The 25,656-nt window shown below is 41.0% G+C and carries 24 protein-coding genes; 7 read left to right on the top strand and 17 right to left on the bottom strand.

All coding sequences use genetic code 11. The annotated features are described in order from the left end of the window. Positions 1–81: 81 nt before the first annotated feature. The 7 genes from HB679_RS04320 to HB679_RS04290 form a co-directional block, all read right to left on the bottom strand. Positions 82–372, bottom strand: coding sequence for a YXWGXW repeat-containing protein (locus tag HB679_RS04320; protein WP_214070702.1), 291 nt, complete (start codon positions 370–372; stop codon positions 82–84). A 49-nt stretch (positions 373–421) separates the two neighbouring features. Next, on the bottom strand, positions 422–1,315 hold the full coding sequence (locus HB679_RS04315) for a 3-hydroxybutyryl-CoA dehydrogenase (RefSeq protein ID WP_214070701.1): 894 nt from the start codon (positions 1,313–1,315) through the stop codon (positions 422–424). A gap of 6 nt (positions 1,316–1,321) precedes the next feature. Then, entirely contained in the window at positions 1,322–1,924 is a 603-nt protein-coding gene (gene bioD / locus HB679_RS04310) for a dethiobiotin synthase (protein WP_214070700.1), read from the bottom strand. Then, positions 1,917–3,047: an 8-amino-7-oxononanoate synthase gene (locus HB679_RS04305; protein ID WP_214070699.1), complete on the bottom strand. Its 1,131-nt coding sequence runs from the start codon at positions 3,045–3,047 to the stop codon at positions 1,917–1,919. The genes bioD and HB679_RS04305 overlap by 8 nt, the downstream gene beginning before the upstream one ends. A gap of 72 nt (positions 3,048–3,119) precedes the next feature. Beyond that, positions 3,120–3,491 carry a hypothetical protein gene (locus tag HB679_RS04300; RefSeq protein ID WP_214070698.1) on the bottom strand — a complete coding sequence of 124 codons (372 nt, stop codon included), beginning with the start codon at positions 3,489–3,491 and terminating at the stop codon, positions 3,120–3,122. A 149-nt stretch (positions 3,492–3,640) separates the two neighbouring features. After that, positions 3,641–4,024, bottom strand: coding sequence for a hypothetical protein (locus HB679_RS04295; RefSeq protein ID WP_214070697.1), 384 nt, complete (start codon positions 4,022–4,024; stop codon positions 3,641–3,643). Between the two features lie 70 nt (positions 4,025–4,094). After that, on the bottom strand, positions 4,095–4,868 hold the full coding sequence (locus HB679_RS04290; RefSeq protein WP_214070696.1) for an XRE family transcriptional regulator: 774 nt from the start codon (positions 4,866–4,868) through the stop codon (positions 4,095–4,097). Positions 4,869–4,952: 84 nt separating this feature from the next. Between HB679_RS04290 and HB679_RS04285 the strand changes: the two genes are divergently transcribed. Further along, positions 4,953–5,309 carry a GIY-YIG nuclease family protein gene (locus HB679_RS04285; RefSeq protein ID WP_214070695.1) on the top strand — a complete coding sequence of 119 codons (357 nt, stop codon included), beginning with the start codon at positions 4,953–4,955 and terminating at the stop codon, positions 5,307–5,309. Here the strand turns inward: HB679_RS04285 and msrB are convergent. The 8 genes from msrB to HB679_RS04245 all read right to left on the bottom strand — a co-directional run bounded on the left by msrB (position 5,299) and on the right by HB679_RS04245 (position 17,221). Continuing rightward, positions 5,299–5,775 (bottom strand): peptide-methionine (R)-S-oxide reductase MsrB, encoded by a 477-nt coding sequence (gene msrB, locus HB679_RS04280; protein ID WP_214070694.1) that lies wholly within the window; start codon positions 5,773–5,775, stop codon positions 5,299–5,301. The two genes, HB679_RS04285 and msrB, sit on opposite strands and share 11 nt — an antisense overlap. Before the next feature lie 71 nt (positions 5,776–5,846). Then, the gene (locus HB679_RS04275; protein ID WP_214070693.1) at positions 5,847–6,455 is read right to left on the bottom strand and encodes a fasciclin domain-containing protein; all 609 of its coding nucleotides are present in this window, start codon (positions 6,453–6,455) and stop codon (positions 5,847–5,849) included. A gap of 38 nt (positions 6,456–6,493) precedes the next feature. Continuing rightward, on the bottom strand, positions 6,494–9,640 hold the full coding sequence (locus tag HB679_RS04270) for a DPP IV N-terminal domain-containing protein (protein WP_214070692.1): 3,147 nt from the start codon (positions 9,638–9,640) through the stop codon (positions 6,494–6,496). Positions 9,641–9,687: 47 nt separating this feature from the next. Continuing rightward, positions 9,688–12,003 (bottom strand): transglycosylase domain-containing protein, encoded by a 2,316-nt coding sequence (locus tag HB679_RS04265; RefSeq protein WP_214070691.1) that lies wholly within the window; start codon positions 12,001–12,003, stop codon positions 9,688–9,690. 116 nt (positions 12,004–12,119) lie between these two features. Further along, the gene (locus tag HB679_RS04260) at positions 12,120–12,458 is read right to left on the bottom strand and encodes a TfoX/Sxy family protein (protein WP_214070690.1); all 339 of its coding nucleotides are present in this window, start codon (positions 12,456–12,458) and stop codon (positions 12,120–12,122) included. Between the two features lie 12 nt (positions 12,459–12,470). Then, a complete protein-coding gene (locus tag HB679_RS04255) occupies positions 12,471–15,017 on the bottom strand; it encodes a GH92 family glycosyl hydrolase (RefSeq protein WP_214070689.1) in 2,547 nt (848 codons plus the stop codon). 222 nt (positions 15,018–15,239) lie between these two features. Next, the gene (locus tag HB679_RS04250) at positions 15,240–16,016 is read right to left on the bottom strand and encodes an amidohydrolase (protein WP_214070688.1); all 777 of its coding nucleotides are present in this window, start codon (positions 16,014–16,016) and stop codon (positions 15,240–15,242) included. A gap of 50 nt (positions 16,017–16,066) precedes the next feature. Further along, on the bottom strand, positions 16,067–17,221 hold the full coding sequence (locus tag HB679_RS04245) for a methionine aminotransferase (RefSeq protein ID WP_214070687.1): 1,155 nt from the start codon (positions 17,219–17,221) through the stop codon (positions 16,067–16,069). Positions 17,222–17,308: 87 nt separating this feature from the next. Between HB679_RS04245 and HB679_RS04240 the strand changes: the two genes are divergently transcribed. The 5 genes from HB679_RS04240 (at position 17,309) to HB679_RS04220 (ending at position 22,385) form a co-directional block, all read left to right on the top strand. Further along, the gene (locus tag HB679_RS04240) at positions 17,309–18,415 is read left to right on the top strand and encodes a serine hydrolase domain-containing protein (protein WP_214070686.1); all 1,107 of its coding nucleotides are present in this window, start codon (positions 17,309–17,311) and stop codon (positions 18,413–18,415) included. A gap of 6 nt (positions 18,416–18,421) precedes the next feature. Beyond that, the gene (locus HB679_RS04235) at positions 18,422–19,525 is read left to right on the top strand and encodes a serine hydrolase domain-containing protein (protein ID WP_214070685.1); all 1,104 of its coding nucleotides are present in this window, start codon (positions 18,422–18,424) and stop codon (positions 19,523–19,525) included. Between the two features lie 225 nt (positions 19,526–19,750). After that, entirely contained in the window at positions 19,751–20,716 is a 966-nt protein-coding gene (locus HB679_RS04230) for an ABC transporter substrate-binding protein (protein ID WP_214070684.1), read from the top strand. Next, a complete protein-coding gene (locus HB679_RS04225) occupies positions 20,716–21,582 on the top strand; it encodes an ABC transporter permease (RefSeq protein ID WP_214070683.1) in 867 nt (288 codons plus the stop codon). Before HB679_RS04230 ends, HB679_RS04225 begins: the two co-directional genes overlap by 1 nt. Positions 21,583–21,593: 11 nt before the next feature. Next, positions 21,594–22,385, top strand: a complete 792-nt coding sequence (locus HB679_RS04220) for an NIPSNAP family protein (protein WP_214070682.1) — start codon at positions 21,594–21,596, stop codon at positions 22,383–22,385. Between the two features lie 67 nt (positions 22,386–22,452). On the opposite strand, the gene HB679_RS04215 is transcribed toward HB679_RS04220, so the two are convergent. Beyond that, on the bottom strand, positions 22,453–22,683 hold the full coding sequence (locus tag HB679_RS04215) for a hypothetical protein (protein ID WP_214070681.1): 231 nt from the start codon (positions 22,681–22,683) through the stop codon (positions 22,453–22,455). Positions 22,684–23,014: 331 nt separating this feature from the next. On the opposite strand from HB679_RS04215, the gene HB679_RS04210 reads away from it, so the two are divergent. After that, the gene (locus HB679_RS04210) at positions 23,015–23,629 is read left to right on the top strand and encodes a TMEM175 family protein (protein ID WP_255547533.1); all 615 of its coding nucleotides are present in this window, start codon (positions 23,015–23,017) and stop codon (positions 23,627–23,629) included. 6 nt (positions 23,630–23,635) lie between these two features. Here HB679_RS04210 and HB679_RS04205 read toward each other — a convergent pair whose 3' ends face one another. Beyond that, positions 23,636–25,621: a tetratricopeptide repeat protein gene (locus HB679_RS04205; protein ID WP_214070680.1), complete on the bottom strand. Its 1,986-nt coding sequence runs from the start codon at positions 25,619–25,621 to the stop codon at positions 23,636–23,638. Between the last annotated feature and the right edge of the window lie 35 nt (positions 25,622–25,656).

The following is a 25,656-nucleotide window of genomic DNA, read 5'->3' as shown; positions in this document are numbered from 1 at the left end:
AACAAAAGGAGTATTTATACACCATAATTATATAAAAAAAGCCGCTGGTTCATCACCAGCGGCTTTTTAACTCACATACTATTATCTCCAATAACCTCTGTGCCACGCATATCCGCGGGCACCATGAGCCCAACTACCTCTAACCCAAACACGTCCGGCGCGTGGACGGGCCCAGTGACCGCCTATATAATTGTAGCGACCGCCTGTCCAAACCCATTCACCGTCAATCCAAACTGCGCCTGCATAAGGCGCTGCCGAGCGCACGTAATAAGGCTCAACGGGGTGATTTGTTACGTAATACTCACCGGCGCATGATGTTAATAGGCTACCGGTTAAGGCTAATAATATTCCAACTTTTGCTAATGTTTTCATCGATCAATGTTTTTTATATTATTGACAATTATTGAACCAGAAAGTTTAATTATAGCTTTATAAACCTATCAGCTATCATCAATTCTTTGCTGCCTGGCGTATATTGGTAAAAGCCTTTTCCTGTTTTTATACCAAGTTGTTTTGCAGAAACCATGTCCACCAAAAGGGGGCATGGTATATACTTATCATTTTTAAAGCCATTGTACAAAACCTGCATAATGGCCAGGCAAACATCCAGCCCAATAAAATCGGCTAATTGCAGCGGCCCCATAGGATGGGCCATACCCAACTTCATTACATTATCAATTTCTTCAACTCCGGATACACCTTCAAACAAAGCAAAAATTGCTTCATTTATCATTGGCATTAAAATTCGGTTAGCTACAAAGCCCGGCGCATCATTTACCTCCACAGGGATTTTATCCAACTGTCGCGATAGCTGCATGATGGTTGCAGTAACTTTTGTTGAGGTTTTAGCGCCCTTAATAACCTCGACCAGTTTCATCAATGGCACCGGATTCATAAAATGCATACCGATAACGTTTTCTGGCTTTTTTGTAACCGATGCTATGGTAGTTATGGCTATAGATGAGGTATTGGTTGCCAGGATAGTATTATCTGCGCAGAAATTACTAAGTTGTTTAAACAGGTTAAGTTTAATTTCCTGGTTTTCTGTAGCCGCCTCAATTACCAGTTCTGCACCTTTAACACCTGTTTTTAAGTCGTTATAAATATGTATCCGACTTAAGGTTTCTTTTTTCTCAAGATCCGTAATAATTTCTTTTTTGATTTGTTTATCCAAATTAGCACTTATAGTTTGCAGGCCGCGCTCCAACACGCGCTCATCAATATCAATTAATGAAACCTCGAAGCCATATTGCGCGAAAGTGTGCGCAATGCCATTACCCATAGTGCCCGAACCTATTACCGCTATCTTTTTCATATCTGTTTATAGCTTTACTTTTACGCCGGCAATGCCTTCTTTACTAAGATCTTGAATATCCGGAATTGATAACGCCGGACATTGCGCATAGTTTTTAATCACTTCTTCAGAAGATTCATTGGGTTCGCCATTAAATATAACAGCTATGACCGGGATATTTCTATTGCGCAACGCCTCTAACGAAAGCAATGTATGATTAATGCTCCCCAAATAATGTTTTACTACTAATATTACTTCGGCCCCCAACTGCTGGATCAGGTCAATCATCAAAAAGTTATTATTTAAAGGCACCATCAACCCTCCGGCTCCTTCAATAATTAAAGTATTGTCAGTTTGAGGAATTTTTATCGTTGTAGGATCTATCTCAATACCATCCAACACAGCAGATTTATGCGGCGAAAAGGGTTGGGTTAACCTATAACTTTCAGGATGAAAAATAGATTGCGTATTAGATACCAGGCTTTGTACCTTCAAGGTATCGCTATTATCTAAATCGCCGGATTGTATTGGTTTCCAGTAGTCGGCCTTGAGGCTTTCAACCAAAATAGCCGATACAACGGTTTTACCAATGCCCGTGCCTACGCCGGTTATAAATAGTGGTTTATTCATTAAGCAGATGGTTTATTTGGTTTGCCAATAATGTTATTTCATCAGCGGTATTATAAGCATGCAGGCAAATTCTTATCCGTTCGCTGCCCTCAGCAACAGTCGGGCTTAATATCGCTCTTACGTCAAAGCCCTTGGCCTGCAAATGCGCAGCTGTGGCCTTTGCCTTGTCATTATTTTTTAAAAGGATGCATTGTATAGCGCTGTCACTGTCAATCAGTGCGTACTCACTACCGCTTTTTGTAGCAATAGTTTTCTTAAACAATTCAATTACCTTATTTAATTCATCTATCTGTAGATCTGACGTTTGCAATAGCCTAAAAGCAGACTTAGCAGTTGCCAGCTGATGAAAAGGAGCTGCTGTAGTATAAATGAATGACCGTGCGTAATTGATTAAATATTGTCGCAATAAATTAGTACCCAACACAATAGCGCCATGACATCCAAGGCCTTTACCAAATGTTATTACGCGGGCAAACACCCTGTCTTGTAAGCCAAGATTAGATACAATTCCTGTTTTGTATAAGCCAACGGCATGCGCTTCGTCGACAATTAAATTAGCCTGGTATTTTTCGGTTAAGGCCAGCATCGCTTCCAATTTTGGTGAATCTCCATCCATAGAAAATATACTTTCTGTAACTACATAGATTAAACCTTTGGCGTTTTGCAACTTGGTTTCCAATGATGCCAGGTCATTATGTTTAAAAGTATAGCGATTGGCATGGCTTAATCGCGCACCATCAATCAAAGAAGCATGAATCAATTCATCAGTAATAATGGTGTCTCCGCGTTGTGGGAGCGAAGAAAGCAACCCTAAATTAGCATCGTAACCCGAATTAAAGAGTAATCCCGCCTCAGCTCCGAATAAATCGGCGATTTCCTGCTCCAGATCTTCGGTGTAAACTGTATTGCCCGATATCAATCTAGAACCGGTAGCTCCATTCAAATGCGGGTGATTTTCAATTTCTTCCGCTAACATATGCTGTAACACAGCAGAGCGGGCAAAGCCCAGATAATCGTTCGAGCAAAAATCTACCAGGTTATTTTCGGGCTTTAATGAACGGTAACCGCCATCTTGCCGGCGTTGGTCAAGCCTGGTTTTAATATAGTTTTCTGCTGCGTTCAAAAGTTAAAATTTCAGCTAAAATAAAGAAAGCCCCGGTTTGTCGGAGCTTTCTTTATGTAAAAATGAGTTTTATTAGTTGCCGCCTTGCATACGCGCTTTCATTTGCGCTGCACGAGCGTCAACCATTTTTTGATAAGCTGCAGCCTGATCTGCAGTTAAAATAGCTTTGATCTTGGCGTCAGTTATCGGCTGTGCTTTCATCATACCAGCCATCATAGTTGGTCTGTCGCCATTTGCAGCCTGTCTGATGCTGTCGCGTTGTTTCCCGGCTGCTTCATATACAGCTAATATTTTAGTGCTTTGGTCGTCTGTAATACCTGCAATATGTGCTTTTAAGGTATCTGTTTGAGATTTTGGCGTCATGCGCATGCGGCCACCGCCTTGTGCAAAGCTAACTGCGCTAATGCCTAAAACTAAGGCGAATACTAATGCTAATTTTTTCATTTTGGTTTGATTTTTATTTGGTGATATCTAAAGATAGTACGGTTAACCCTGCATATCCCTATGTGTAACTTAATTGTTGCTATAACAATTTTGATTATGTTAAACAAAAAAGAGCGGCCGTTGCCGCTCTTTTTTGTATGCTATAGAAGTTAGTTGCCGTTTTGTCGGGCAGCTTGTGCCGCAGCCTGATCTGCTAATTGTTTCTTAAACTTATCTGCCTGATCAGGAGTCAATAACGCCAGGATCTTATCATTGGTTGATTTTCTTAACGCGTTCATCTGTGGTCTAACCGAAGCTCTGTCACCATTACTTGCAGTTCTTAAACTATCCTGAACTTTAGCCTGAGCAGTGTAAAGCGCTGTAACTTTAGCAACCTGGTCATCAGTAAGCGATAATTTTTCTTTTAGTCTGCTGGTCATTTGAGTTGGGTTTCCACCTCTTCTGCCGCCACCTCCGCCGTTTCCGCCATCCTGCGCGAAACTAACTGCGCTAACGCCCAATACAAAAGCGCATACTAATAATAACTTTTTCATTTTCTTCTAGATTTAATTTTTGGTGTTATGATAAAGATAAATGAATAAAGTTTAACTGAGAGTATGTAACTTAATTGTTGCCTTCCAACTTAGAGATTGATCTTTGCATGTGCGCCATCATATTTGTGAGGCTTTCCATGGTAGGTTCAGGAGCGGGGATAGGCAGGTGAGTTGATATATAAGCCTTAGCCTTCCAAACTTCTAAAACGTCTTCGCCATTAATTTCATAAGGTTCATAAACCGGGTTGTCCGATACAAGTTTCAGTTTTTTATTATCCTTAAACTTATTGCCAATGCGTTTATAAACTACACCGTCATTTTTTGATATAACAACATAAGTTTCATTCGTTTTTATATCGCCCCAGTTTTCGACATACTCACCTATAATAGTAGTACCCGATACCAGCGGTAACATCGAGTCGCCTTTTATTTCAAAACCACGATAGGTACCTTGTTTAAACATAGGTAAATAAAGTTTTGGTAATTGAGCTACGTACTCCGGGTCGGCATAGCCATTCATGTAACCGGCGCTGGCCTTTAAAGGCACCATTTCAATATTCTCGTTATCTTCTTTATCTACAGAGATACTAAGCACGCGTAAGCCACCTGCATTCGGCTTCGGTTTTGCTAAAAACTTCTCATCAATCGGCTCATTTATAAAATCATCAACAGTAATTTCAAAGAAATTTGCTATTATTTTTAGCAAATCGTATTTGGGTTCGGCTCTTTCTTCTTCGTAAGCGCCTACCAGTGATCTCTTTATACCTACCTGATCAGCAAACTGTTGCTGTGTTAAACCCTTATTTTTCCTTAGGAATTTAATATTTGATGAAATTTTTGTCATAAAATTTGGATTTACTAAAATTGTTAGTATTTTTATGCTCATAAAATTAGTAATTATTTTTCAAACAGCAAATTTTATTATCAAATGAAACGCTTTATTTATATCATCACCGACAGAAACCGCAACAACTTACATGTAGGCCTTTGTTCAGATCTATTAAAAACCGTAAAATTTTACGAGGATATGCCTACTTTATTTTTCGACAGCGCTAAACAATTAAACCGGTTGGTTTATTTCGAGGAAATCAATTCTGAAGAAATGGCTATGGAGCGCTTTAAAACCGTAAGCACATTCACCAGGCCACAAAAAGAAAAAATGATCAGACCTGTAAATCCTAACTGGATAGATCTGACCATTGGTTTAAACTTTGAAAGCGGATTACGCAACAAAACGCAACTACGTCCATCAGTAAGTGCGCGCCGTAACTTTGCTATTTCTTAATAAACTTTAGCGCGCCCGAGTTCATGCAATATCGTTTACCGCCTCTGTCTGCAGGGCCGTCGTCAAATACGTGGCCCAGGTGTAAGCCGGTGCTGCGCTCAATAACCTCGTCGCGGGTTTCGCCGAAGCTATTGTCGGTTACTATTTTTATCTTTTTCATGTCCACCGGCTTAACAAAGCTAGGCCAGCCGGTGCCGCTGTCATACTTATCATCCGACGAAAATAGCACCTCGCCGGTAGCAGCACTTACGTAGACACCTTTTTGATGGTTATCGTAGTATTCGTTGTGGTAGGGTGGTTCGGTGCCACTTTCAACCATAATGTGATAAGCATTGGGGCTTAATACTTTTTTCCACTCTGCAGCAGGTTTGCTCAGTCGTTTAGCATTGGTTTGACCATCACTATTTTGACATCCTATTGCGCTTATTATAAATAGTAATGCTATTGCTAAAATTGATCTTTTCATTTCGGTAGTTATTTAGATTATAAATAAACTACGGAAATATAGTTCACTAGGTTTGTCAGCCTATTGCTAACTTATATTTCTTTGAATTTAGGGAAAAGTACGGCTGTTACAAAATGCATCACGCCGTTATCTTGTTGGATATCAAACTTGCTGATTACACTTTGTCCGCCTTGCTCGTCAATCAATACAATATTTCTATTTGCGTCCAACTTTGCCATTAGCTTATTTCCGGTTAGTGTAGTAAAAGTGGCGGTACCTTTATTAGCATTTATTTGATTGATGATATCTTTCGCCTTCAATACGCCGGGTATAACATGGTAACTAAGCATGGCAATTAAATCTGGCTCCCGGGTACTCATCAGCAACGAATCGAGCCTACCGGGAGAAATTTTTGCGAAAGCAGCATTATCTGGTGCAAACACCGTTAGCGGGCCACGGCTGCGAATGGTTTCAACAAAATGGCCAATATTTATAACCCGGTAAAAACTTGAAAACTCAGGCGAAATACGGATGTTTCCTTCCGCATCAATTGTTTTTACCATTTTCGAGCCTTCGTTATTAATTAACACCGGCTGCGTATATTTTACGCTTTTGGCCGACGTATCAACTTTCGTTATAGTTTGAGCAAATGCCCCTAAGCTGCCCATTAAAAGTATTACAGTAAAAATCAAATTTCTCATTACCCTTATAACCCTAAACATAGCTTAATGTTTAATAATTACCATCCCGGCGTAAATCCTAATCCAAACACAGGTTTGGTAACGTCATTACGGTTAAACGGAACAGCCAAATAAGGCTCCAATACAAAGTAGCCAAATACATTAACACGTAAAGATATACCGGTACTTAATGCCGGCACATGTTGGTTTGTGTTGTAAACGCCATTGCCATTTGCATCGGTACCAGTTCTATCCGGCGCCATTTGGAATTTTACCTGGTTACCCTGGTTCCAGGCTAAACCTGCATCAAAGAAGAAGTTTAGCTCTGAGAAGAAAAATTTCGACTTGATAGTCGATAGTTTCTCCGGGCCGGTAAATGGCAAACGAACCTCGAAGTTGGCTATAGCAGTGCGCGTACCCGATAATTGATCAATAGTAAAGCCATTGCTTGGTTTGCCATTGCCATTATAAAAGGTCTGAGCCTCATAACCTCTGATGAGGAATGGATAGCCGATATACAGCGGATATAAGCCATTAGAATTACCCAAACGGGCATAACCATATAAACGCGCTGCAAAAGTAAATGGAGCTGCACGTACGTATTTGCGTACATCAACGGTAGGTGCAAAAAATTGATAGGTACCAAAGTCGTATTCGGCTTCTACACGATAACGGAAACCATTAAGCGGGGAAGCAACACCGAAAAAGGAATTATCGCCAACCAAGGCCGTATTAACATTAAATACTGTAAATGGCCTTAATTGCGTACCGTTGTTAGTTTGGTCGGCATTATAATCTGCGTTAGATATATGGTTTTTAGTATAACTCACCACATTACCCGTAGTGTCATACAATGTACTGTATCTATCTACCCGATAATAGTATTGAGATGCACCGGTACCAAATTCGACCCGGGTTGATTTAGAAAGCGGGTAGGAGGTAAACACCGACGCCTGGTCCTGGAAAATGCGGATAATGTCGTAACGCTCATCAGTAACCGGTATGTTTTTACCGTTGACGTTTTGCGTGGTAGCGACAACGCTGTAATTAGCAAACTGATAAGGGATGTGCGAAATGCCACCACCAAAATTCCAGCGGCCGGTTTGGTTAATATATTCCACCTGTCCGCCAAAATCATAGATCTCACCATTGATAGCTAAACCAGCGTAGATTTGGTTTCGGCCCAGGATGTCACTAAACACGCCTTGTACGCCGCTGGCTAATCCGGTTCCGAATGAACTTACTGAGGCGCCAATACCACTGCTAGCCAGGTAATCTAACTTAAATTTGGGTTTATATGGTTGATTTTTAATAGAATCTGCCGGTATTTTTTGATAGGCCAGGTAATTGTTCAGGTTGGAGTTAATTAAGTCGACCCCAACGCCACGCATGGGTGGCAACATAGCTGCATCAAAGTTAGTATGACCCGGCTCAACTGTTACCGGCGTAAAGTCGGTTGCCTTAGCATTATACAGCGAATATTTTTGAGCGCGATAATAAGAGTAAACAATATCATTATTGGCCGAGATGCTTAAGGCCGGCGAAAACTCCGTGATACCGCAAATGCCGGTGAATAGATCAGTCATCTGTTCTAACTTGCCGGTGGCGATGGTATAACGGTACATGTTGCGGAAACCATCCCTATTTGACAAAAAGTAAATCTGAGTGCCGTCCGAAGAATATTGCGGATTCAAATTATTGGCCTTATTAAATACCGGTATATCTGTTGTTTTGCCGGTAGCCAGATCATATTCGGCTAAATTGAAAGTAATATCCTGCGACAATGTTTTATCATAAGTCCCGCGATCACTCGAAAAAACAATTTTTTTACCATCGCGAGAAAAGCTTGGCTGATAATCTGAATATTTATCGTTGGTTAGCTGGCTAACTTTTTTTGTGCCGAAGTTGTACAGGTACAAATCACCTTGACCCTCTGATAATCCCTGAAAAACGATTTGACTGCCATCCGGCGACCAGGATAGGTTACTAAATTGCTCAGCTTTACCCATAGATAGGTCCTGCAATATTCGGCCACTCGGCACTTCTACCACCAACATACGGTTGCGGCCTTTGTTAAATACGCTAAACGCAAATTTCTTTCCATCCGGCGACCAGGTACCTGCCGACTCGATGAAATTAAACTCATCAATATGAGTGTTAGACACTTTACTGGTTAGCTTTTTAATAACTGTACCGGTTTTAGCATCGGCCAGGAAAAGATCAATCGTAAACAGATTTTTCTCAGATAAAAAGGCCAGATATTTACCGTCCGGGCTTATGGCAGGTGCCACATTCATCTTACCCGAATTTTTGTCGTCAATTACTAACTGGCCAACAGGTTTCTGTACGGTGTCTTTCAGAAAAGGCTTATAAGTAGCCTCAATAGAATTTTTCCAGAGCTTGGAAAGTGTTTTATCATCATAACCAAAAGTGCGCCTTACACCATAAGCCAGGCCAAAGCGAGCCGTGTTTTTAAAGAAAGGCGTAATGATCGTATCACCATAAGTTGAACCGATAAAGCTCCAGAAAGCTTCACCATAACGGTAGGGGAAGTACTTATTACTCTCGGTAAGATCTTTAACCGTTGGGATATCATGGTTCAGGTAAGCATCACGCATCCACATCGCGGTGTACGAATCGTTTTTACCGAGTGAAAGATATTCGGCCATACCTTCAATCATCCAAAGCGGCAGATTATTGATATTCTCGTAGGTGTTATCCTCGTGTCCCAATAGGATATGATACTGAAAAGCATGCACCAACTCGTGACCAATTACGTGACGGGTCATCTGGTTGTTTTCCATTACCGGCATAACCACCCTGTTTTTTAAGCCCTCGGTAATACCGCCGGTACCCACGTCTATCTCACCGTCAATAGCAGTAGTTTGCTGAAAATCGGGATGATTAGCGTAAAGGATAATTGGATTAGCCTTACGAAAAGTATCCCTGAAAACCTGCTGATGAAGCGTATACCACAGTTCGGCCTCTTGCGCAAAACGCTTGATCATACTATCATTTTTTATATAATAATATAACTCGAAATGCGGGGTTTTATAAACTTTGAACTTAAGGTTCTTGTATCGTACTTTATTTTGACCAAAATACTGCGCATTTGCTACCACACTACAAAGCAGCATGCCAATTAAGCCAATGAGCACGAACCAACGTTTAGTCGATTTATATATAGGGGAGTAGCTCTTATTCATGAATGTATACCTCGCCGCTAAATTAATAAATAGACGTTAATTATTTGTTACTGGTTAGTTCCTGTAGGGTTTGCATCCGGAGGTAAGCCTCCCGGTGGGTTTAATGTATCTATGGGTGCGGTTAAACTATCCGTAGCCGTAGTGTCTGTTTTAATATGGGGCGACGGGCAATCGTAACTTTTAGTAATCTTAACCCATGGCCTTGGAAACGGCCCGTAAGTATAGCCCGATTCCTTATCAGCATAAACACGCTGCATAAAACTGCCAAAAATAGGTAGTGCAGTATGCGAGCCTTCGCCGCTTTCTGAAGTGGTAAAGTGTACGCTTCTGTCGTCTGCGCCAACCCAAATGCCGGTCACCAGGTCTTTAGTAATACCCATATACCAGCCATCCACATAGTCTGACGAAGTACCTGTTTTACCGCCAATCTGATTGTCTTTTTTCCAAAGACCGGGATATTCCCATAAAGCCTGCGATGTACCGCCCGGTTCTTCCATACCACCTCTAAACATATATAACATTAACCAGGCTACCTCCTGGCTAATTACCTGCTCTGTCTTTACGGCAAACTCCTGGATAACGTTGCCATCATGGTCAGTTATCTTTGTCACCAACAGTGGATCGATCTTCTGGCCTTTGTTCAGGAAAGTACTGTAAGCACGCACCATCTCATAAACAGAAACATCGTTTGACCCAAGGGAAACCGAAGGAACAGCTTTTAAGGGACTTTCAATACCAACCTTGTGCGCATATTCCACAATCTTATCCCAACCAACTTTTTCTGTTAATTGAGCGGTAATAGAGTTTACAGATTTACCCATGGCCCAACGCAATGACATTTCCTGGTAGCTAAACTTAAAATCGGCATTATTTGGCGCCCAAACTTGTTCTTTACCGCCATCGGTATATTTAATAGAAACCGGTTGATCTGTAAATTTATCGCAAGGGGTGTAGCCATTATCCAATGCTGTTAAATAAGCAAATGGCTTAAAGGTTGAACCTGCCTGGCGTTTAGCCTGGTTTACGTGGTCGTAATTAAAGTATTTATGGTTGATACCGCCTACCCAAACTTTAATTTTGCCGCTTGATGGCTCGATGGTCATCATACCGGTGTTCAATATACGTGCGTAGTATTTAATGGAGTCGACAGTAGAAAAGGTGGTATCTTGCTCGCCTTTCCAGGTAAATACCTTCATGCGCTTGGGCGTTTCAAAGTAATGTTTTACTTGGATAGTATCGCCGTGATATTTCGCCAATAGCATTTTGTAAATGGGCAGCTTTTGCTCATTTTTTAGTATAAAATCTTTGATCTCATTACCTTTCGAATCGCGCCATGGGTTTTTCTTACCCCAGATGCTATAAAAACGTTTTTGCAGCATCTGCATTTTTTCGGCAACCGCTTCTTCCGCATATTCCTGCAAGCGGGAATCAATGGTAGTATAGATCTTTAAGCCATCTTCGTATAGATCATAATCATTGTCCTTACACCATTTCTTTAACCAACGCTCAACCGCTTCGCGGATATACGAATCACCATGCGAGTCATCCTCAACATAGCTTAAGTTAAGGCCTAATGGCAAGGCTGAATATTTGTCAAAATCGGCTTTGCTTAAATAACTAGCTTTTGCCATTTGGCTTAATACCGTATTACGGCGCTCGACAGCTCTATCGGGGTTATTAATGGGATTATAAGTTGATGTACCTTTAAGCATTCCAATTAGCGTGGCAGCTTCAGATGGCGTTACCTCATTAGGCGTTTTATCAAAGAATTTTAAAGTAGCTGTTTTTATACCGAAGGAGTTGTTGCCAAACGGAACGGTATTCAGATATAAAGTCAGAATTTCTTGTTTGCTATAGATATGCTCAATCTTGTAAGCAGTTAACCATTCCTTACATTTCGATATCAAGGTGCGTACCACTGGTATATGCCGTAAAAAGCCCTGTGATTTACGTTTACGCGTAGCAAACAGGTTTTTAGCTAATTGCTGCGTAATAGTACTACCGCCGCGTTTATCGCCTTTGGCGGTGGAAAGAATACTGGTGACGAACGAATAAAAATCAACACCGCCATGCTTGTAAAAACGGACATCTTCGGTAGCTACCAGCGCGTTGATAACGCTTGGTGAGATCTCTTTAAACTCGACAGGCGAACGGTTCTCGTGATAATATTCGCCAAGCAACTTTCCGTCGGCAGCATAAACCTGCGAACCAACAGACATGCTCGGGCTTTTAATATCCGTCATATCCGGCGAGTAACCGAAGAGCCACAAAAAGTTTAGCTCGATAGCGCAAAAGAAGATGATTATAGCGTAGACAAAGATGACAAAGTATCTCAGGTATTGGTTTTTTATCCGTCTGAACATTCGGTAAAGATGTAAATTTATTGGCTCAAAATTATAGCCGGTTTTTAAATAGGTAACAACGCAATTTTAACCTTTAAATTTTAGGAGAGGAGTAGCCACTGCCAAAATTTAAAGCTTTATTTTTTGGTAGCGCGGGCAAATTTATTAAACGCCAGCGTTTTTTCAATCCAACTATCAAATTCTTTTTTTGTTTTGATGATGTCGGGGCTCACATACACAAAGTCTTTCAGCACTTTACCGTTACGAATCATGCCGCGCACGCCATTCAGTTCCAAAGCCTCTTTATATTCTGGCCCTATGCGGCAAAATAATTCGTCGGCGCTGGCGCAAACACACATCTTGCCATTCACCATAAAACATAAGCCGCGAAACATTTTCTTCTCTTCGACATCCTCAATCCCATGATCGACAAGAGACTCACGGATTCGGTTAGCTAAATTTTCATTATAAGCCATGCTTAAAAGACGTTAGTAATGCGCTTCTGTTACAAAACTTGATTTGCCGTTTTTTACGGCGATAGCTTTGATGGTCATTTTTGATATCACAGGTATGGTTTTGCTGTATATTGTTGATGACGTGTTCGGTGTCGAACCATCTATGGTATAATAAAGTACATCCGCATCCAGGTCATTACTTTTGATCTCTGCTTGTGTGGGCGGAGCAAAAGTTTTAAGCAGAGTGATAGTTGGATTGGGCACAATCAGATTATCCGTAATCGCTGAAGTAGATTTCTCCAAATCCTGCATAAACATTTTGTTAGCTAATCTGCCCGTAAAAACCTCAAACTCGCCGCCGTTGGCAATATCATCATAAGTTAAATACAGCTTGTTATAGACTTTTTTATTAAGGTTGATGCCTTGCAAATAGATATTATTGCGTGCCACCGAAGTGCCCGAATTTAAAATGGTAAACTTTTTACCGTTTTCTAAATTTATCACTGCGCTTTCAAACTGCGGTAAACCAATCTGGAACTGTTGCTGGCTGGGCGCAATATTATAGATCCCCAAAGCACTCATGACATACCAGGCCGACATCTGCCCGCAATCATCATTACCGGCAAGTCCGTCGGGTTTGTCAGTGTACTGCTCGCTCATGATCTTGTTGACAAAGAACTGCGTTTTATCGGCATCGTCAGTAAAATTAAACAGATAGGCCATGTGGTGGCTTGGCTCATTACCATGCGCATACTGGCCAATCAGTCCGCTAACATCCGGTTGTTCGATGCCGGTTAATGGGGCAGTAGTAGTAAACAGTTCGTTCAACTTGGCGCTAAAACTTGCTTTGCCGCCCATGCGGGTAATCAAGCCATTAACGTCCTGTGGCGCAAGGAAAGAGTATTGCCAGGCATTACCTTCAACATAGTTATGGCTAATCTCATTAGGGTCGAAAGGGGTAAGCCAGGCTCCGTTGATGCGAGGCCGCACAAACCCGGTTTCTTTATCCTGTACATTCTTCCAATATTGTGCCCGTTGAATGTATTCATTATAGTCGACCGGCTTATTCAGCATTTTGGCAAATTGGGCAATACACCAATCGTCGTAAGCATATTCTAATGTTTTTGATACGGATTCTTTATCGTTATCGGCTAAATCAGCGCCGTTTTTGCGGTATATGTCAAGACCAAATTGATTTCTGTTAACGGATGCTTTCATGGCATCCAAAGCTTTCTCTGCATTAAAATCGCGGATACCTTTAGCATAAGCATCAACAATAACGGGGATGGAGTGGTTACCGATCATACAATATGTTTCATTAGAAGCCAGCGACCAGATAGGCAGCAATCCTTGCTGATCATACATAGCCAGGAAAGTTTTGATAAAATCAAGCGTACGCTTTTTGTCGATCAACGCCATCAACGGATGCTCGGCCCGAAAGGTGTCCCACAAAGAAAATACGGTATAATAAGTAAAGCCATCGGCTGTGTGTATTTTCTGATCCATTCCACGATACTGACCATCAACATCGCTATAAATATTAGGCGATAACATGGTGTGGTACAAAGCGGTATAAAATATAGTTCTTTTGATTTTGCCATAATCAACCGGTGCCTGTTTTTTACCCGAACGTCTTCCATAGCCATTCATCGCCTCTGCCGACATTTGCTCTTCTTCTTTTACTTCCGGCGAACCACCTTCAACCTCAATTTTTGCTAAGGCCTCAATCCACTGGTTTTTTGCCGCTTTTTGTACCTTTTTGAAATCAAAATCAGGCATTTCGGCATTTAAATTTTTCAAGGCGCCATCGGCACTAACCGCAGAGATACCAACTTTAGAAATTACCTGCCCCGGGTTATCAAACCGGATATACAATTTAAGATTCTTACCCTTAGCTTTTTTCAAACCTTCCTGCAGCTGGTCATTAATCGCTATGCCATAAGATTTAAAGGGTTTAGAGAACTTAGCGTAAAAATACACGTGCTGATCGCTGGCCCAGCTTCTTGATTCGCGGTAACCACGAATCTCATGATCATTAATGATCTCAACCCATGAGTTCAGTACTTCATCGCGGTGTTTAAGATCGATAATAATATTAGCTTGACTGGTTGAGGGATAGTGGTACCGATGCATGCCTGCACGGGTGGAAGCCGTTAGCTCTACATCAATAGCATATTTATCCAGCGTGGTTTTGTAGTAGCCTGGCGATGCAAACTCATTTTTCTTTTTAAAACCTGAACTGTAATCGGTGTTTTTAAACTGTGGTTTGCCGGTAGTAGGCATAAACAGGATATCGCAATAATCGGCAATACCGGTACCGCTCAAGTGCGTATGCGAAAACCCATAAACAACAGAGTCTGTATAATGATAACCCGAACAGCCGTCCCAACCCTCTAAACGGGTATCAGGGCTTAGCTGAACCATACCAAATGGCACTACTGCGCCAGGGTAGGTGTGTCCGTGTCCGCCGGTACCAATAAAAGGGTTTACATAGCCTGTATAATCTTTTTTCTTTTGTGCCGATGCAGTAAGGCTAAAAGCCAAAATAGCCAATATTGCGGCGCGAGAAATCTTTATCAATTTTAGATCAAATTAGTTTAAGCTGCAAAATAAGAAAGTTTGCAGTTTTATTGGCAGGATGATGCGTTAAATAAGGTTAAATGGTAAATTTTGGCTAAAGCCAACGGCAATGAATGAAAACAATGGTTTGAAATTAGTCAATTCATTGCCGTCCCATTTATGGGACGGAGATATCGGTTGTTCCAAAAGGCTTTAGCCAAACCGATACAATCCAGGCGAAGATTAAATAAGGTTAAAATCGTCGGCATCCTTTAAAAAAGGCATGGCGCGGCGGGTTTTAATAACCTCATCGCCGATGATGGTGAAGGTGTAGACGTCTTCCTCATCGCGTTTATAATAAACAACGTTGCCGTTGGGGTCTATACAGGTCGAGTCGCCAGAGTGATAAACTTCATTGCCATCGTGCCCAACACGGTTAACGCCTATTACATAACTTTGATTCTCAACCGCGCGTGCTGGTATCAACGTACGCCAATGCAACGCGCGGCGCTCTGGCCAGTTAGCCACAATCAACAGTAAGTCATAAGCCGCATCCACATTACGCAGCCATACAGGGAAACGCAGGTCATAGCAAATAACCGGACAGATTTTCCAGCCTTTCAGTTCTACGATCAATTTTTTAGTGCCTGCTGTATAAGTTTGATGTTCTTTACCTAAGGCGAACAAGTGTCGTTTATCGTAATAGTTACAAGTGCCGTTGGGTTGCATCCAAATTAAACGGTTGTAGTACTTGCCAGCTTCGGTTATAATCAGGCTGCCGGTAACCACGCAATCATATTGCTGGGCTATTTTGTGCATCCACTGCATGGATTTACCACCCATTGTCTCAGCTAATGCCTCTGCATTCATGGTAAAGCCTGTGTTAAACATCTCAGGCAGAATGATCAGGTCAGTTTTCTCACGGATGCTGCCCAATCGCAGTGCTATGTTTTGTAAATTCTGATCTATCTTTTCCCAAAATAAGTAACCTTGAAATACAGTGATTTTTAAATTTTCCATAGCAGATTTGAGTTCGGCAATAATGGTTAACTAATACGCGATATTTTTCATTAAAGTTTAAAATCTAACAATCTATTAACGGCGTCATCCAACGTTTCTTGCTTTTTGGCGAAACAAAATCTTAAAACTTTATGGTCTGTACCGCGGGTATAAAACACCGAAGTGGGTATACAGGCAACGCCCGCCTCTCTGGTTAAGCGCATTGCGAAGTCCACGTCAGACTCATTGTTTAGATGACCGTACTTAACCGATTGAAAATAAGACCCATATGAAGGCAGTAATTCAAATTGAGTTTGCGCTAATCCTTGTCTGAAATAGTCTCTTTTTTGCTGAAAAAAGTCTGGTAAAGAGCGGTAAGTATTCTCGTCTTTTAAATACTGGGCCATAGCGTGTTGCATAGCCGAGTTAACGCTAAAAACCAGGAACTGATGCACCTTTCTAAACTCATTCATCAGGTACTCCGGCGCAAGGACATATCCAACCTTCCAGCCGGTGGCATGAAATAATTTCCCAAATGAGGCTACAATAAAGCTGCGTTCCTTCAATTCGGGGTAGCGAGCCATGCTGTGATGTACTTCTCCGTCATAAATCAGGTGCTCATAAACCTCATCGCTTAAAATTAAAATGTCCTGATTATGTACAATGGCACTTAATTGTTCAATATCTTCCTGGTGTAAAATGGTAGCGGTAGGGTTATGAGGGGAGTTTAAAATGATGAGCTTGGTACGATTAGTGATCAGTTTTTTCACCATGCCCCAATCAATACGGTAATTGTTGGTCGGTTCTAGCTCTAACGATTTAACAATACCGCCCATCACTTTAATGGCGGGAGCATAGCAATCAAATGCAGGTTCGAACACGATCACTTCGTCGTTTGGATGAATAACAGCGCTGATGGCTGTAAAAATAGCCTGTGTGCCACCGGCAGTAATGGTAATTTCCGTATCAGGATCATAAGCCGCACCGTGCAGTTTTTGCACTTTATTAGCTATTTCATCGCGCAGCGCTTTAACACCGGCCATTGGCGCATATTGATTATGACCCTCCTTCATGGCTTGATTAACAAGCTCAATCAGTTCAGGCGAACAGTCATAATCAGGAAATCCCTGCGACAAATTGATGGCGCCAACCTGCGCTGCCAGGGCAGACATGGTAGTAAAAATGGTAGTACCGACCTGGGGTAATTTAGATACAATAGAAGTCATAGCCTGCTAAAGTAGCGAAAACTAATTTAGTTGGATTTTTAAATAAACAATAATGACGCTATCTTTAAGCATTATCTGCCTGTATAAATGACACCTAAAAAGACCTTATTAGCTTTAGTCGCTGCATTTTCATTTTTACCATTGATTGGTTTTTCGCAATTAAGCGGTCATGAAAATGAAGTGATCTCAAAATTTAGCGACCATTTAAAAAATGACGTTGCCTGGGATAATTTAAATGGCAGCATATCGGCGGCTGTCATAAAAGATAACAAAGTGATATGGGCAAAAGCTTTTGGCTATGCCGATAAGGACAGGAATATTTTGGCAGATACCGGCACCGTTTATCGCATCGGTTCCATCACCAAAACTTTTACGGCTACCTTGTTAATGCTATTGGTTGAAGATAAAAAGATCAGCCTGGATGACTATGTTGAAAAATACGTACCTGAGATAACTGATATAAAGGGTTACTCCAGCAAGCATAAGATCACTATCAGGCAGTTGGCATCGCACACCTCAGGAATTAAACGCGACCCTGAACCAGATTCCTTTTATATAGGCGACCCATCTCAATGGGAACGAATGCTAATGCGTTGTATTCCCAGATCAAGCCTGGCCTTTACACCAGGCGATAAGTTTTTGTATTCAAATGTAGGTTATGCTTTTTTAGGATTGGCTTTAGAAAGAGCCGGCGGCGAGCCTTATATCGATATGTTACAGCGCAGGATCATAGAACCACTACAAATGCACGACACATTCCTTTTGGTGCCCGACAATAAAGTAAAAAATATGGCCGTGGGTTTAAGTAACATGTCGGGCGCCGTAGATCTTAGCGTACCTTTTAAACAACAAATTGGAATGGGCTATGGCTTGCCGGCCGGTTCACTCTATTCAACACCTACTGATCTGGCTAAATTTGTAACCTCATTCATAACCAGGCCGCAAATATTAAACAAGGCGAGTATCAGGAAAATGGAGGATATATCCAGTGTAAGCGATTACTATGGTTTAGGTTTAATGATCCGTTCTGGCATCAATCAAAACTTAATAGAACATGATGGCTACGTGCCGGGCTATACCGCACAGTTTATGGTTAACCTTGATTCAAAGTACTCGGTTATCATTATGCGTAACTATAATCAGGGTAGTACCGATTTGAATAAAGTGGCCAGAAAATTACTGTTAGATTTATAATCACCTATGAAACGCCTTTTAATAACCTTCGTTTTTGTATCCGCTCTTTGCCCGCTGATTTGTTTTGCACAATTAACTAATCATGAAAATGAAGTAATATCCAGGTTGAGCGCACGCTTAAAAACCGATGTCGAATTTGATAATCTGGGCGGCAGCATATCTGCCGTTATTACAAAGGATAATAAAGTAATATGGGCAAATGCTTTTGGCTATGCTGACAGGGACAAAAAGATGCTTGCAGATACAGTTACCATATACCGGATAGGTTCCATCACCAAAACTTTTACGGCGACATTGTTGATGCTATTGGTCGAAGAAAACAAGATCAGCCTGGACGATGAAGTTGAAAAGTACGTACCCGAAGTTAAAGGACTGATTGGTTATAGTGATAAGCATAAAATTACCATCAGGCAACTGGCATCGCACACTTCGGGCCTTAAACGTGAGCCTGATTTAGGTAATGCTAACATAGGCAGTATAGACCAATGGCAGCAAAAGGTTCTGGAATGCATACCACATACCAGTTTTGCTTCTAAACCCGGTAGTGACTTTTTATATTCAAACATCGGCTTTGCCATATTAGGGCTGACTCTGGAAAGAGCGGCCGGCGAGCCATATATTAAAATGGTGCAGCAAAGAATTATAGAGCCGCTGTACATGAAAGATACTTTCTTTTCTGTGCCCGATGATAAGCGATCAAGACTTGCCGAGGGTTTAGATAATCAATCGGGTACGGTAAATACCCGGGTACCATTTAGAGAACATTCGGGTAGGGGTTACCGGGTTCCAAATGGCGCCTTATATTCAACACCGACTGACCTGGCAAAATTTGTTACATCTTTTATAGTTCAACCGACCTTACTTAGCAAGGCCAGTATTAAAAAAATGGAGGATATACCTTATGTTAGTAAACAATATGGGCTGGGGCTTACCGTACATTCGGGCATGAACAGAAATACGATTGGTCACGACGGGTCGACCGCTGGTTACACCTCGCAATTCATTATCAATTTAGATTCAAAGTATGCCATTATACTAATGCGTAATTATAACCAGGGCAGTACAGATTTGAATAAAATGGCCTATGATGTAATTAGAGATTTATTTTAAACAGGGTGATCCAAAAAAGACTTAAAAGTCAGGAAAAGTGATCCAAACTGATCCAACTATTAAAATAGTTTAACATAAATAGTTAACTACTAAACAGTTTTGATTTTAAGGTGATCCAACTAATCCATTTGATCCACACACGCACGTGGATCACTTAATAGGATTATGACTCAAATATTGAGGTAGGTATTTCTCAACATTCCAAGCTTTACCTAACTTAGTGCAATGAAAAAGTATCTGCCACTCATTTTATTAACCATACTTGCATCAGCCTGTAAATCAACCAAACCCAATAACGGGCCGGTAGTAGGTTTTGTCGATGCTTTTGAAGATGCCACTATAGCGCAAGCCAGGGTAGGCTTTACCGATGCCTTAAAGAAAGAAGGCTTCAGCGAAGAAAAGAAGACCGTACAGATAGAATACCGCAATGCACAAGGCAGCATCCCAACATTAACCCAGATCGTCAATTACTTTGTATCAGAGCAAGTAGACCTGCTGGCTACCTGCACAACCCTATCATCAGTAACTGCAGTGCAAAACACCAAAACCATCCCAATCTTTGAAATGGTATCGCCAACACCCGAGCGTATGAAGGTTGTTGGAGCCGATGGCAAAGCGCCGGCCAACCTGTTTGGCGCGGTTGAGGATCTGCAATACATTGATACGTCGTTCAGCATCATCCCAAAACTGCTAAAACCAAAAGGAACTAAGCTGGTAATCGGCATGATCTATAACGAAGCCGAGCCACAGTCTGCCGATGCTATGCAGCGTATTAAATCATTGGCAAATAAGCTGAATGTAACACTGATTGCCCTGCCACTTAACACCTCTGCAGATGCGCAACTGGTTACGCAGGCTTTATTGGCTAAGAACATCGACGCATTCTTTGCCAACCCGGATAATACGGTATTTGCGTCGTTTGAGACCATATTGAAAAATTGCAATGCCGCCAATGTACCCATCTTTACCAGCGAAGCAGGTTTAGTACAACGAGGCGCCGTAGCAGCCTTTGGTGCCGATATTTACCAATGGGGTTACCAAGCCGGCGAGCAGGCCGCACAATACCTAAAAACACATAAAACCGATGGCCTGAAACCAGAGATGGTGAAGATCCGCAAACGGGTTTATAACCCGGCGGCAGTTAAAAAGTATAACATTGCCATACCTTCAAATTTCGAAGCCGTAAAATAATGAGCTTTTACCTCACCGCCTTATTACAGGGGCTTTGCTTTTCGGGTATTGCACTGGGTATTTATATCTCCATGAAGATCTTTAATATCCCGGATATAACTACCGATGGTAGCTATACACTGGGCGGCGTAGTAACTGCTATTTTGCTAACGCGACATTTGCCGGGCTATATGATTCTACCCGCGGTTATCGTGGCCGGTGGGGTAGCAGGGGCAATCACCGGACTGATTCATACTAAGCTAAAGATTAACCCTTTGTTGGCCGGCATTTTGGTGATGACAGCTTTGTATTCGGTTAACTTAACCTTTATGGGCCGATCTAATCTACCTTTGATTGGCACCTCATCAATATTTACATCATTGCACGTACTAAACGACCCAAATCAAAATACAGCAATAATGCTGCTGATATTTGTAGCTATCACTACATTGCTAATCGGCTATCTCCTTAAAACAGATTTTGGTATAGCCATGCGCGCCACAGGCAACAGCGAATCTATGATCCGTGCCCTCGGCGTAGATACGGATAGGATGAAAATTATTGGTCTGGCACTGGCAAACGCACTTACAGCGGTGAGTGGTTATCTCATCACCCAGTATCAGGGCTTTGCCGACATGAATATGGGGATAGGTATTGTGATAGTAGGGTTGGGCTCGGTAATTATAGCTGAAACTTTGATTGGCTGGCTGCACATTACCTCAGTTTGGACGAGTCTGATTTTGGTATTGGCAGGCGCTGTTATATTCCAGCTTGTTTTAGCTTTAACTTTGAGCATTGGTGTAGACGCTAATTTATTAAAGCTGGTAACTGCAGTTTTCGTATTATTGATTGTAAGTTTACCGCGATTAAATCGTATTAAAGAATAAATAACCTAAAAATGAGATTTAGAAATTGCCCCATCGTAGTTATAGCATTGTTTGTTTTTACAACATGCTTTTGTTTTGGTATGCGCGTTCAGGCCGCATCACAATACTATTATCAGATTAAGATCTATCATTTTAAAACACAGGCTCAGGAAAGCCGACTGGATGCTTATTTTCAAAACGCCTATCTGCCAGCCTTGCACAAAGCCGGGGTTAAAAATGTGGGTGTGTTTAAAGTCTTAAAGCAGGATAGCCTGGATAAGAAGATCTATGTATATGTACCTTACAAAACCTGGGAGGCGCTTGAAACTACCGATCAGAAATTGATGGGCGATAAAACCTACCTGGATGCCGGTAAAGATTATCTGGACGCTCAGTTCGACAATCCTTGCTACACCCGTATGGAAACTATCGTACTCAAAGCATTTCCGGGCGCTCCAGAACCAAACGTACCCAACCTTACAGCAAAAAAGTCAGACCGCATCTATGAGCTACGCAGCTACGAAAGCGCTAGTGAAAAGTACAATGCAAGCAAAGTGAAAATGTTTAACATAGGTGATGAGATTGGCATTTTTAAGGGTTATAACTTCAACGCTATATTTTATGCCGAAGTAATTGCCGGCAGCCATATGCCTAACCTGATGTATATGACAACCTTTAACGGCCTGCAGGATAACAAAGACAAATGGAAGTTATTTTTTGACGATGAGCGTTTTAAAGCCTTAGGTAAAATGCCTGAATATCAAAAAAATGTATCTAAAGCCGAGAGTTTGTTTTTATACCCTACTGATTATTCTGATTATTAAAACAGGGATTCTTTCAAATAAAAAAGGCTACCTAATACCAGGTAGCCTTTTTATTATGTTGCAATTTTTAGTTAACTGACGGCTTGCTGCTGGTAGCTGTAACCGACTGCAGATTAGCTGTGACATTCTTACTTGTCACTGCTAAAGTTTTAACCTTATTCAATTTTGTTGTCTGATCTGGACGGCCTGCATAGCTAGCTAAACATGCCATCTCGGTGATACCCGACAGGAAAATAAAAAGTAGTAGAATTCCTGTTAATACGGGTAAAAAAAGTGAAGGTGACTTTTCTTTTTGCATTGTTAGTTTAATTAATTGTGGGGTATTAAATAGTTATTGGTGCCCGAATATATATACTTAAAAATCATTTGCAACATTTCTGTTACATTTTTACGATTATTTTTTTCGATTTGTCACAGTGCCTAAATAATTTATTTTTTTGTTATACGAGATATGTTAACACAATGTTTAACCAATGAGAATCATTTTTATCAATAGTTAATAATAGTTGAGTTTTTTTATTTAAATATCAAATAGTCAATAACTTATAATTAAACACAAAAGTTGTAAAGCTTTAAAAATACCGCAGATCATTTTAAATGATTTTACTATTTTGTGGCAAACAATCATTATGCGACCAATAAATGTAAACATGGGTAAAGGGCGGCTGGAAGCTTTTAGCGATGGCGTGATCGCTATCATTATCACTATTATGGTGTTAGAAATGAAAGTACCGCACGGTTATGAGCTATCAGACCTTAAAGAACTATGGCCCGTGTTTCTAAACTATATTATCAGCTTTATTTATGTCGGAATATATTGGAATAACCACCACCATATGCTCCATGCCGTACGCTCTATTAATGGATCGGTGCTTTGGGCAAATACGCATTTGCTTTTTTGGCTGTCGATGGTACCTTTTGTAACCGACTGGATGGGCGAAAGCTCTTTCAGTAAGCTTTGGCCGGTTGTAATGTATGGTGTGGTATTGTTGATGAATTCTATTGCCTACGCAATATTGGTAGTTGTGTTACTTAAGCATGAAGGCCAAACCTCACCACTTGCCATTGCCGTGGGTAATGATCAAAAAGGTAAAATATCTATCTTTTTTTACGTAATAGGGATTGCATGTGCATGGATAAGCCCCTACATAAGTTTTGCATTTTATGTGCTTGTAGCTTTGATGTGGCTTATACCTGATAGGCGTATCGAAAAGAAATTAGCTGCTGACCAGCACACCGGATAAGCCTGACTATTGTTGAAACGAAACGTAAAAGCAGGTACCTTTTCCTAATTCGCTCTCTACCCATATTTTACCGCCGTTGCGTTCTACAAACTCTTTACAAAGCATCAAGCCTATACTGTTGCCTTTTTCGCTTTCAGTGCCCTGAATGCTTCTGTTACCGGGTTCAAATATTTGGGCTTGCAATGATTTGTCTACACCAATGCCATTATCCTTTATAGCAATGGTCGAGTAACCGGCAGGCTCGCCAACAAGTGCTGATATTTCTACAAAACCGTCGGTATGCGTAAATTTAACCGCATTAGCCAACAGGTTTCTGATCACAAATTCAACGTGCGAGCTATCTGCACAAATAATAACCTCACCAGGCGTGTTATCAATCAGTTTTATTTTCTTTTGGTCGGCTGTTTCCTGGTTCAGATGCAGGCTTTGTACTATCAGATCTTTCACATTAAAATGCACTTTTTCATGTATAGCACCTTTAAGCTGCGTTTGCCCCCATATTAACAACTTATCCATCACATCTAAGGTAGATTGGCTATGTTGTTTTAGTCTTGGTATAAAAATTTTAATCTCTGCCATATCTACATCATCCTCCAAAACACTTAACAGATTAACAATGGTTGCAATAGGAGAGCGTAAATCATGACTGATAATAGAAAAAAGTTTGTCTTTAAAGTTATTTAAGCTTTTTAATTCCTCTTGTTGATGTAGTAATTGAGTATTTAGATCCTTAGTTTGAGAATAGAATAAAACGACAATTATTAGAACAATAATTGCGCATATGGCTACGGCTAATATAATTCCTGTTTGCAGCTTACTACGGGCGGCGCTTAGCTGCAAGTCCTTGACTTTTATTTTTGAATTGACTAACTCATTATTAGCAATAAGATCAGCTATATCCTTCGAGTTTTTTAATGTAAAAAGACTATCCTTCAATGCGTCGCGCTTCTCAAGCGTTTCTGAGGTTGCTTTATAATTGCCCTGTTGTTTGTAAACTTCTATTAGCCCAGCATAAGCATCCAGTCTTACATGGTGCTGTTGTATTTTTTGGGTAATCAACAAAGCCTGTTTAAGTAAAATTAATGCAGTATCAGGCTTGGTAGTTGTTTTTAACGATGCCAGGTTAACCAATGTGGTGGCTTCAGCTTCGGCTAAATTTAGTTTACGCGCTATTGCCAAAGCCTCATTTTGATAGTCGAACGCTTTTTTAGTATTACCTAATTGCTGATAAGCATCGCCTACATTTCCAAATATCATAGCCATAAGCTCAGGTTCGCTCGTATGGGCTTTTTTAACGCTGTTTAGAAAATATTGAAGAGCCTCCTTCATTTGCCCTTTCTTAGCGTAGATGATGCCTATATTATTCAATATATATGACTCAGAATTAGACGGAGGCAATTGCGTATTTAGCTTTAACGCGGACTCTTGATATTCAAGCGCCTTGTCTAAGTTATTGATCTGTTCGTTCAGTGCACCTAGTTTCAAATACGATTGCACCAGGCCGTGAACATCATTCCGGGCTTGATTTATTTTTAATGCCGCTAAAAAATTCTGCGCCGACTCTTTATAGCCTGCTGTCTTCGCGAACACGATACCCAGGCTATTATGAACAACCACCAGGCCTTGCTGGTAATTTATCTTTTCAAAAATGGATAGAGCTGTTTTAAGGTGAAATTTAGCTGAATCTATTTTACCTAAAGCGATATCAATAGCCCCTAATTGGCCATGCATTAAACCAACGCCCATAGGATAACTAAGTGTTGAAGCAAAAGCCAGGCCTTGCTTTGCAAAAAAAACAGCCGAATCCGGCTTTTCATTACGGTAAGCAACAATAAGCGCTTTGTAAATATTTATTCTACTGGTATCGGCGGGCGAATGTTTTAAACGAACTAATAATGAAGCTGTTGACGGTGGTTGAGCGAACGATTTCAGGCACATGAACAGGGTCAGGGCGGTTAAAATCAATCGTTTCAAGTTTAAGGCTTTCGTCATCTTACAAATTGCCTTCAAGATAGAAAAACATTCGC

This window comes from Mucilaginibacter sp. dw_454, assembly GCF_018449775.1.
In the GTDB taxonomy this organism is placed as follows: Bacteria; Bacteroidota; Bacteroidia; order Sphingobacteriales; family Sphingobacteriaceae; genus Mucilaginibacter.
This window is presented reverse-complemented; position numbering and strand designations above follow the sequence as displayed.

What these genes read in the sequence shown, in the direction of transcription:
- HB679_RS04320 (WP_214070702.1), bottom strand. Translation starts at nt 372, where the DNA reads ATGAAAACATTAGCAAAAGTTGGAATATTATTAGCCTTAACCGGTAGC.
- HB679_RS04315 (WP_214070701.1), bottom strand. Translation starts at nt 1,315, where the DNA reads ATGAAAAAGATAGCGGTAATAGGTTCGGGCACTATGGGTAATGGCATT.
- bioD (WP_214070700.1), bottom strand. Translation starts at nt 1,924, where the DNA reads ATGAATAAACCACTATTTATAACCGGCGTAGGCACGGGCATTGGTAAA.
- HB679_RS04300 (WP_214070698.1), bottom strand. Translation starts at nt 3,491, where the DNA reads ATGAAAAAATTAGCATTAGTATTCGCCTTAGTTTTAGGCATTAGCGCA.
- HB679_RS04295 (WP_214070697.1), bottom strand. Translation starts at nt 4,024, where the DNA reads ATGAAAAAGTTATTATTAGTATGCGCTTTTGTATTGGGCGTTAGCGCA.
- HB679_RS04290 (WP_214070696.1), bottom strand. Translation starts at nt 4,868, where the DNA reads ATGACAAAAATTTCATCAAATATTAAATTCCTAAGGAAAAATAAGGGT.
- HB679_RS04285 (WP_214070695.1), top strand. Translation starts at nt 4,953, where the DNA reads ATGAAACGCTTTATTTATATCATCACCGACAGAAACCGCAACAACTTA.
- msrB (WP_214070694.1), bottom strand. Translation starts at nt 5,775, where the DNA reads ATGAAAAGATCAATTTTAGCAATAGCATTACTATTTATAATAAGCGCA.
- HB679_RS04275 (WP_214070693.1), bottom strand. Translation starts at nt 6,455, where the DNA reads ATGAGAAATTTGATTTTTACTGTAATACTTTTAATGGGCAGCTTAGGG.
- HB679_RS04270 (WP_214070692.1), bottom strand. Translation starts at nt 9,640, where the DNA reads ATGAATAAGAGCTACTCCCCTATATATAAATCGACTAAACGTTGGTTC.
- HB679_RS04265 (WP_214070691.1), bottom strand. Translation starts at nt 12,003, where the DNA reads ATGTTCAGACGGATAAAAAACCAATACCTGAGATACTTTGTCATCTTT.
- HB679_RS04260 (WP_214070690.1), bottom strand. Translation starts at nt 12,458, where the DNA reads ATGGCTTATAATGAAAATTTAGCTAACCGAATCCGTGAGTCTCTTGTC.
- HB679_RS04250 (WP_214070688.1), bottom strand. Translation starts at nt 16,016, where the DNA reads ATGGAAAATTTAAAAATCACTGTATTTCAAGGTTACTTATTTTGGGAA.
- HB679_RS04245 (WP_214070687.1), bottom strand. Translation starts at nt 17,221, where the DNA reads ATGACTTCTATTGTATCTAAATTACCCCAGGTCGGTACTACCATTTTT.
- HB679_RS04240 (WP_214070686.1), top strand. Translation starts at nt 17,309, where the DNA reads ATGACACCTAAAAAGACCTTATTAGCTTTAGTCGCTGCATTTTCATTT.
- HB679_RS04235 (WP_214070685.1), top strand. Translation starts at nt 18,422, where the DNA reads ATGAAACGCCTTTTAATAACCTTCGTTTTTGTATCCGCTCTTTGCCCG.
- HB679_RS04230 (WP_214070684.1), top strand. Translation starts at nt 19,751, where the DNA reads ATGAAAAAGTATCTGCCACTCATTTTATTAACCATACTTGCATCAGCC.
- HB679_RS04225 (WP_214070683.1), top strand. Translation starts at nt 20,716, where the DNA reads ATGAGCTTTTACCTCACCGCCTTATTACAGGGGCTTTGCTTTTCGGGT.
- HB679_RS04220 (WP_214070682.1), top strand. Translation starts at nt 21,594, where the DNA reads ATGAGATTTAGAAATTGCCCCATCGTAGTTATAGCATTGTTTGTTTTT.
- HB679_RS04215 (WP_214070681.1), bottom strand. Translation starts at nt 22,683, where the DNA reads ATGCAAAAAGAAAAGTCACCTTCACTTTTTTTACCCGTATTAACAGGA.
- HB679_RS04210 (WP_255547533.1), top strand. Translation starts at nt 23,015, where the DNA reads ATGCGACCAATAAATGTAAACATGGGTAAAGGGCGGCTGGAAGCTTTT.
- HB679_RS04205 (WP_214070680.1), bottom strand. Translation starts at nt 25,621, where the DNA reads ATGACGAAAGCCTTAAACTTGAAACGATTGATTTTAACCGCCCTGACC.